4 protein-coding genes and 1 pseudogene are annotated in these 8647 nt (G+C 59.8%); all 5 read right to left on the bottom strand.

The annotated features are described in order from the left end of the window. Positions 1–3070, bottom strand: a pseudogene (gene carB / locus JWR14_RS14575) (carbamoyl-phosphate synthase large subunit); the annotation flags it as partial. A gap of 79 nt (positions 3071–3149) precedes the next feature. Next, positions 3150–4298 (bottom strand): glutamine-hydrolyzing carbamoyl-phosphate synthase small subunit, encoded by a 1149-nt coding sequence (carA, locus tag JWR14_RS14570; RefSeq protein ID WP_299707849.1) that lies wholly within the window; start codon positions 4296–4298, stop codon positions 3150–3152. A gap of 366 nt (positions 4299–4664) precedes the next feature. Then, positions 4665–5900 carry an MFS transporter gene (locus JWR14_RS14565; RefSeq protein ID WP_299707847.1) on the bottom strand — a complete coding sequence of 412 codons (1236 nt, stop codon included), beginning with the start codon at positions 5898–5900 and terminating at the stop codon, positions 4665–4667. A gap of 107 nt (positions 5901–6007) precedes the next feature. After that, positions 6008–7684 (bottom strand): transglycosylase SLT domain-containing protein, encoded by a 1677-nt coding sequence (locus tag JWR14_RS14560; RefSeq protein ID WP_299707845.1) that lies wholly within the window; start codon positions 7682–7684, stop codon positions 6008–6010. Between the two features lie 157 nt (positions 7685–7841). After that, the gene (gene gloB, locus JWR14_RS14555) at positions 7842–8645 is read right to left on the bottom strand and encodes a hydroxyacylglutathione hydrolase (protein WP_299707843.1); all 804 of its coding nucleotides are present in this window, start codon (positions 8643–8645) and stop codon (positions 7842–7844) included. Positions 8646–8647 lie beyond the last annotated feature (2 nt).

The following is an 8647-nucleotide window of genomic DNA, read 5'->3' as shown; positions in this document are numbered from 1 at the left end:
AAACCAGCGCAATCTCGCCGTTCTTGATCATGTCCACAATGTGCGGCCGGCCATCCTTCACCTTGTTGACCACCTTCACCGGCACGCCTGCGGCCTGGATGGCCGACGCCGTGCCCTTGGTCGCCACAATCGGGTAGCCAAGCTCGTGCAGCATGGTCGCGACCTCCACGGCCTTCTGCTTGTCGGCATCCATCACGGTCAGGAGAACCGTGCCGCTTTCCGGAAGGCGCGAACCGGCCGCGAGTTGCGACTTGAACAGCGCTTCGCCGAACGTGCGACCCACGCCCATGACTTCGCCGGTCGAGCGCATTTCAGGTCCGAGCACCGGATCGACAGCCGGGAATTTCACGAACGGGAACACCGCTTCCTAGACGCTGTAATACGGCGGGATCACTTCCTTCGTGATGCCCTGATCGACCAGCTTCTGGCCGACCATCGCGCGGGCGGCGATCTTGGCCAAAGGCAAACCGGTCGCCTTCGATACATACGGCACCGTCCGCGAAGCACGCGGATTGACTTCGAGCACGTAAATCACGTCCTTCTTCGACCCGTCTTCCTGCACCGCTTGCTGGATCGCAAACTGGACGTTCATCAGGCCGATCACGTTCAGCGCGCGTGCCATTGCGCCGGTCTGGCGCTTCAGTTCGTCGATGGTTTCCTGCGACAGCGAATACGGCGGCAACGAGCAAGCGGAGTCGCCGGAATGCACGCCCGCCTGTTCGATGTGCTCCATCACTCCGCCGATAAACACCGCCTCGCCATCCGAAATACAGTCGACGTCGCATTCAATTGCGTCATTCAGGAAGCGATCGAGCAGCACCGGCGAATCGTGCGAAACTTTCACGGCTTCGCGCATGTAGCGCTCGAGATCGCGCGGCTCGTGGACGATTTCCATCGCGCGGCCACCCAGCACATACGACGGGCGCACGACCAGCGGATAGCCAATTTCTTCGGCCAGGCGCAGCGCCTCGTCTTCGGCGCGTGCCGTGCGGTTCGGCGGTTGACGCAGGTTCAGGTCCTGCAGCAGCTTCTGGAAACGCTCGCGGTCTTCGGCGGCGTCGATCATGTCCGGCGACGTTCCAATAATAGGCACGCCGTTCGCCTCGAGATCCAGCGCGAGCTTCAACGGCGTTTGGCCGCCGTACTGCACGATCACGCCAACCGGCTTTTCCAGTTCCACGATTTCAAGCACGTCTTCCAGCGTCAGCGATTCGAAATACAGACGGTCAGATGTGTCGTAGTCGGTGGAAACGGTCTCAGGGTTGCAGTTGACCATGATGGTTTCATAGCCGTCTTCGCGCATCGCCAAGGCTGCATGCACGCAGCAATAGTCGAACTCGATGCCCTGTCCGATCCGGTTTGGGCCACCGCCCAGCACCATGATCTTCTTTTTGTCGGTCGGATTCGCTTCGCACTCTTCCTCGTAGGTCGAGTACATGTACGCAGTCTTCGTTGCGAATTCAGCGGCGCACGTGTCCACGCGCTTATAAACCGGACGCACCTTCAACCCGTGGCGATGCTTGCGCACAGCCGTTTGATCCGAGCTGAGCAATTTGGCGAGGCGGCGATCCGAGAAACCGCTCTGCTTCAGATACAGCATTTCCTGTTTAGTCAGGCTCTCGATTGTGCGGCCGCTCAGCGCCTTTTCCTTCGAGACGATCTGTTCGATCTGCGCGAGGAACCACGGGTCGATAGCCGTTTCTTCGAAGATTTCTTCGGCGGTCAGGCCGAGACGGAATGCGTCGCCCAGGAACCAGATACGGTCCGGACCCGGCTCGCCAATTTCGCGGATCACTTCGTCACGGCTGGTGGTCTTTTCATCGAGTCCATCCACGCCCACTTCCAGTCCGCGCAAGGCCTTCTGGAACGATTCCTGGAACGTGCGGCCAATGGCCATCACTTCGCCGACCGACTTCATTTGTGTCGTCAGGCGTGCATCGGCTTCGCGGAATTTTTCGAACGCGAAACGCGGAATCTTCGTGACCACATAGTCGATGGTCGGTTCAAACGATGCCGGTGTCTGACCACCGGTGATCTCGTTCTTCAGCTCATCGAGCGTGTAACCCACAGCCAGCTTCGCCGCGACCTTGGCAATCGGGAAACCCGTCGCCTTCGACGCCAGCGCCGACGAACGCGACACCCGCGGATTCATCTCGATGACGACCATGCGGCCGTCCTTCGGGTTGATCGCGAACTGTACGTTCGAGCCGCCCGTGTCCACGCCAATCTCGCGCAGCACGGCGAGCGATGCGTTACGCAGGATCTGGTATTCCTTGTCGGTAAGCGTTTGGGCCGGCGCGACGGTGATGGAGTCGCCGGTATGCACGCCCATCGGGTCCAGGTTTTCGATCGAGCACACGATAATGCAGTTGTCCTTGGTATCGCGGACCACTTCCATCTCGAACTCTTTCCAGCCCAGCAGCGACTCTTCGATCAGCAATTCACGCGTCGGCGATAAATCCAGCCCGCGCTTGCAAATCTCTTCGAATTCTTCCTTGTTGTACGCAATCCCGCCGCCCGATCCACCGAGCGTGAACGAAGGACGAATCACCGTGGGATAACCACCGCTGCCGGTCAGCGCGGCGATTTCCGCCTGCACCTGCAGCGCTTCTTCCATGGAATGCGCGATGCCCGACTTGGCCGAACCCAGGCCGATCTTCGTCATCGCTTCCTTGAACTTCTGGCGGTCTTCGGCTTTATCGATGGCTTCCGGCGACGCGCCGATCAACTCGACCTTGTACTTTTCCAGCACGCCGTGATGGAACAAATCGAGCGCGCAGTTCAGCGCTGTTTGTCCGCCCATGGTCGGGAGAATAGCGTCGGGGCGCTCTTTGTCGATGATGCGCTCGACGACTTCCCACGTGATCGGCTCGATGTACGTGACGTCGGCCGTGTTCGGGTCCGTCATGATCGTCGCGGGATTGCTGTTGACGAGAATGACCTTGTAGCCTTCCTCGCGCAGCGCCTTGCACGCCTGCGCGCCCGAATAATCGAACTCGCACGCCTGACCGATGATGATCGGTCCCGCGCCGATGATGAGGATGCTCTTGATGTCTGTCCGCTTCGGCATAACTGCTCTCAATGATTGTGTTGCTGTGTTCTGTCTTTGCGTGTCCAGCGTGTCTGCGCGCCCATGTATTCAAGCCACTTCAAGCCGCTTCTTTTTGCGCTTCCATCAGGCCGACGAACCGGTCGAACAAGTACGCAATATCGTTCGGTCCCGGCGACGCTTCAGGGTGTCCCTGGAAGCAGAACGCGGGTTTGTCGGTGAGCGCGAAACCCTGCAGCGTGCCGTCGAACAACGAAGTGTGCGTGACCTTTGCGTTAGCGGGCAGCGTAGTGGCATCGACTGCGAAACCGTGATTCTGCGACGTGATCACCACGCGGCCGTTCTCAAGATCCTTCACCGGATGATTCGCTCCGTGATGGCCGGTTTTCATCTTCAATGTCTTGGCTCCTACGGCCAGACCCATGATCTGGTGCCCGAGGCAAATGCCGAACGTGGGAATGCCGCGTTTGATGAATTCGCGCGTGGCTGCAATCGCGTAGTCGCACGGTTCCGGGTCGCCAGGGCCGTTCGAGAGAAAGATGCCGTCGGGATTCAGCGCGAGGGCATCCGCAGCGGTGGACTCAGCCGGCAACACGGTGACGTGGCAACCGCGCTCGGCCAGCATGCGCAGGATGTTGTACTTCACGCCAAAGTCGAAGGCGACCACGCGATACTGCGGCGCCTTCTGCTCGCCGTAGCCGCTTTCCAGACGCCATTCGGACTGCGTCCATTCGTACTTTTCTTTCGTCGATACAACTTTGGCGAGATCCATGCCTGACAAACCCGGGAACGAGCGCGCGAGTTCCAAAGCCTTGGCTTCAGCATCGGCACCCCCACCAGCAAGAATGCAGCCGTTTTGCGCGCCCTTCTCGCGCAGGATTCGCGTGAGCTTGCGTGTATCGATGTTCGAAATCGCGACGACGTTTTCCGCCTTCAGATAGTCGGCGAGAGATTGTTCAGAGCGAAAATTCGAGGCGAGCACCGGCAGATCTCGAATGATCAGGCCCGCGGCATGGACTTTGGTGGATTCGACGTCTTCAGCGTTCACACCAACATTGCCGATGTGCGGATACGTCAGGGTGACGATTTGCTGGGCATAGCTCGGGTCCGTCAGGATTTCCTGATAACCGGTGATAGCGGTGTTGAACACCACTTCGCCGATCGTGTGACCGGACGCGCCGATCGAGTGACCACGAAAAACCGTGCCGTCGGCGAGTGCGAGGATTGCGGGAGAGAATGACGGCAACACGGGAGGCTCCTTTGGAACACCCTGTTTGCCGACCTGTTATCCGACCGTGGAGTCGCGCGCGGCCTTGAAGTGGCGCGCGCAGACCCGCATCGCGTTCAATTGCATCGGGCGCAAGCCTCGCCGGTTTCCGCTGACCGCGCTCCAATGACTGGACGCGCGAATCGTAGGCGTTTGGCGGATGCGCGCGTGTTGCAAGGCGCGGCGGATGAACGGTGAGTGGGAGGTAGGCGCTAGGGTGTAGGTTGATTTGCTCAAACCTTCGAATTATAGCCGGAAAACACCCTTCTCTCCAAATTTGAGACGCGTGGCATGCAAGACGCGTTCCAGGCTAGATGCTGCGGGCCTTATCCAGCGGACATATGACGCTCATGACGCCACGCCGCCGCGCTTTTCGAGAACACTGCTCGGCAGGACATACCAGATGGCGCTTGCGATCTGCATCGCGATCAACACGCCCCAAACGCTTAAGTGCGCCGCCGTTGGGTAGTGGCCGCCTTGAGCCGGCCAGCACGACAGCATCGCGCCTATACCCACCTGCAAGCCGAAGATCAGGATGAACAGGACAAGCGTGAGCGTGCTGTGCGCGCGGCCGATCATGTGCGTTGGAAAATACTCGGCCATCACCGCGTAACTCAGGATGCCAGTTCCACCGAACACGCCATAACACGCAATCAGCAACGCCGGCGTTATGGGTGCCCGCACAAGCATCAGCACCTGCACAAGTACAAACAGCCCCATGCCGAAGCCGCAAAACGCATACACGGTGACGCCGCGTTTCTGCAGGCCGCGCGCTGCCACGCCGAAACCCACGCAGCCGATCATCATCGCGATGCCGAGCACCGATACAAGCACCGCGGCGTATTGAGCGCTCAGGCCCATGACATCGAGGAGATAAGGCCTTATCCATAGCGACTGCATCGCGTAGAAAACGCCTTGCGTGACAACCGAAAACGATGCGATCTTCCAGAACACGCTGCTTCTCAAGATGTGCCATGTACCCTTGAACTGCGTGAGCATGTCGGCTTTTCGATGCACGCCGTCGCGATGTTCCGGCGCAAAAAGAAAGATGGCCGCCGCGACCGCGAGCGTCATGACCACCAGGCCGAAACAAATGTTGCGCCAGTCGGTCACGCCGAGCAGGATGGCGAGAGGCGAGCCGACCACCACGCCGCCGAGACCGCCCACCGCCATCACGAGGCCGTTGACCATAGGCAGTTGCGCCACGGGCAGGATTTGCGCGAGCGCCTTGAACGCCGCGCTCATGCAGACGGATACGCCCACGCCAATCAGCAGCCGCCCCAGCATCATGGCGCCGATGCCGTGTGCCGCACCGAACACGCCGATCCCAAGCGCTGCGAACAACAGCATGCCGGCGGTGACCCGCCGCGGGCCAAAGCGATCAAGCAACATGCCCACGGGAATTTGTGCCGCCGCAAAACCAAGAAAATACAGCGATGTGAGCAAACCGAGATCCGCCCCCGACAAACCCAGATCGTGCGTGATATAGGGCGCAAAGCCGAGGTTGACCCCGCGGAACACGTACGAGACGAAATATCCGGCGGAAAACAGGAAGAAGACGCGAAGACGAGCGGAAGACGTCATGTGCGGCGCAGGGGCCTCTTTTATATGAAGCGGCAGTTTAACTCGCACGCCCAAATGAAAACGCCGTCACCTTGGTGACGGCGTGGATTCTTGACCGCGCAGACAGGTTATTGCGTCTTCTTTTTATCTGTCGACTTGGTTGATTTCGGGGTCTTGGTGACTGCAACGGGTTTTACCGCCGCCGATTTGACCACCTTCGATGAACCGCTGAATGTTTCGGTTACCCGCGTCACCTTGGCTGGGGCGCTCGCCTTGCCGCCGCGCGCCGCGCTCTTCGACACGCTCTTCGATTCCGGCACGTGCGTGCCGATCTTCGTTACGCCGCCCCTGTTCCGGCTCGACGCGGCCACCGTTTCCACACGCACCGGACCCGGTTCGGCCGGGACAGCACGTCCGACCGGCACATGCAGCACGATCAACTGACCGGGCATGACGGAATCACGATGAGTGCGGTTCCAGCTTTTGACCTGCGAAATCGATACATTGTAGCGATCGGCGAAGGTCGACATGGATTGCGCACGGCGAACGCGGATCAGCATCTTGCGCGTATCGGGAACGTCGGGTTCAACGGCGAGCATCGCGCTTTCGGCGACGTCAGCGCTGATGTCCTCGTCGTCGTCATCGCCGCGCGGCACCACGATGGTCGAGCCCGCTTTCAGCCGCATGCCGGCAGGAATACGGTTCACCGACATCAGCGTATCCGCGTCCACGCCAATTTTCTGCGCGATGACCGCGGGTGTTGCCCGTTCGCTCACCGTATAAGTGGTCCACGACGACAACTGGCCCGAATACGACTTCAGGTTCTTCTGGAACGCGCTGGCGTTATCGAAGGGCAGCAAGATCTGCGGACTCGTTGCGCCGAGAATCACCGGCTTTGCAAACGATGGATTGAGTGAGCGGAACTCCTCGACCGTCATGCCTGCGAGCTTGGCGGCCATCGTCACGTCCATGTCGCGCGACGTGGTGACCGTCACGAAATACGGGTGATTAGGAATGTCCGGAAGCGCCAGCCCATACATTTGCGGATTGGCGACGATGTTCTTCACCGCCTGCAGCTTCGGGACGTAGTTGCGCGTCTCGTTCGGCATCCGCAGGCTTTGATAGTCCGTCGGAAGGCCCATCGCCTCGTTTTTAGCGATCGCCTTCTGCACGTTGCCCTCGCCCCAGTTGTACGCGGCCAGCGCCAGATCCCAGTCGCCGAACATATCGTGGAGACGCGACAGATAGTCAAGCGCCGCGCTGGTCGACGCCAGCACGTCGCGCCGTTCATCCTGAAACATGTTCTGCTTCAGGTTGTAGTCGCGACCCGTGCCCGGCACAAACTGCCACATGCCCGCGGCCTTCGCCACCGATAACGCCTGCGGGTTATAGGCCGATTCGATAAACGGCAGCAACGCGAGTTCGGTCGGCATGTGCCGCTGCTCGAGTTCCTCGACGATGTGATACAGGTATTTTTGCGAGCGGCCCGTCATGCGTTCGACGTAATCGGGGCGTTGCGCGTACCAGTTCACCTGCATGTCGACGAGGTCGCTTTGCAGATCGGGAATCTGGAAACCACGGCGGATACGGCCCCACAAATCGCCGTCGGGTCCGCTAAGTGAATCGAGCGACGTCTTGTCGACGTTGATCGTTTCCTTGGCGGCGGCAGTCTTGCGAATGGTGTCTGCTACGGCTTGCTGATTCTGAGCGGAAGGGAGTGAAGAAAGGGAGTTGGTCGCTGTCGGTCCCTGGCTGGCACATGCAGCCAATGTCAGGACGAGGAGCGCGCTTAAAATCAATCGCATGAACGTCTCGGATTCCAAAAAATGTGCTTGGAAATTTGGACCCGATAGTACGGAACCGCACTCATCACGTCAATATAAATGCAAAAAACTCAGCAAAATCCGGGGCCTGCAATGGTTTTCAACGTTTCAGATGAAGATAACCGCAGGCGGCAACGGGTTAGCGAAATTTATCCTTCCAGCCGCGCATCAGTGTGAAGGCGTCGAGCCGGTCGCGCACCGGGCGCTCGAACTGCGCGGCAAGCGTCGCTTGTACGCTTTTTTCGCCGACGCGCAGGAACGGATTCGCGTTTCGTTCGTGCAGGAGCGTGGTCGGAATGGTCGGCTGGTTGCGCGCGCGCAGCCTCTCCGCCTCCTTCTGCCATTGCGCCAGCGCCGCGTTGTCGGGCTCGGCCGCGCGGGCGAAACGGATATTTGACAGCGTATATTCGTGGGCGCAGTGGACCAGCGTGGGGTCGGGGAGCGCGGCGAGTGCATCGAGTGAATTCAGCATTTGTTGCGGCGTGCCTTCGAAAAGACGGCCGCAACCGCTGGCGAACAGGGTGTCGCCGCAAAATAGATGCGGCGTCCCTTGCGGATCGCCCGGCTGGAAGTACGCTATGTGTCCCGCGGTATGCCCAGGTACGTCGATAACCGAGCAATCCAGCGCCGGACTCGCGATACTGACGTGATCGCCCTGCTTTACGCGCCGCGTCAGATGCTCGATAGCCTCGCCAGCCGGGCCGATCACCGGGATTTCTCCATCGGCTGATTGGCTAACGAGCAGTTTTGCGACGCCGCCGACGTGGTCGTGATGGTGGTGCGTGAGTAAAATAGCGGTCAGCCGCCAACCGCGTTTCGTCAAATAGGCTTCGACGGGCGCGGCGTCGCCAGGATCGACCACGACGGCATTGTGACCGTCCGACACCAGCCAGATGTAGTTGTCTTCGAACGCCGGAACCGGCACGTACTCAAGCGTTTTCATAA

This window comes from Caballeronia sp. (assembly GCF_028292365.1).
GTDB lineage: Bacteria > Pseudomonadota > Gammaproteobacteria > Burkholderiales > Burkholderiaceae > Caballeronia.
Note: the sequence above shows the minus strand (reverse complement) of the source record. Positions and strands in the feature narration are given on the sequence as shown.

Coding starts and splice junctions, on each gene's coding strand:
- JWR14_RS14565 (WP_299707847.1), bottom strand. CDS start 5,900: ATGACGTCTTCCGCTCGTCTTCGCGTCTTCTTCCTGTTTTCCGCCGGA.
- gloB (WP_299707843.1), bottom strand. CDS start 8,645: ATGAAAACGCTTGAGTACGTGCCGGTTCCGGCGTTCGAAGACAACTAC.
- JWR14_RS14560 (WP_299707845.1), bottom strand. CDS start 7,684: ATGCGATTGATTTTAAGCGCGCTCCTCGTCCTGACATTGGCTGCATGT.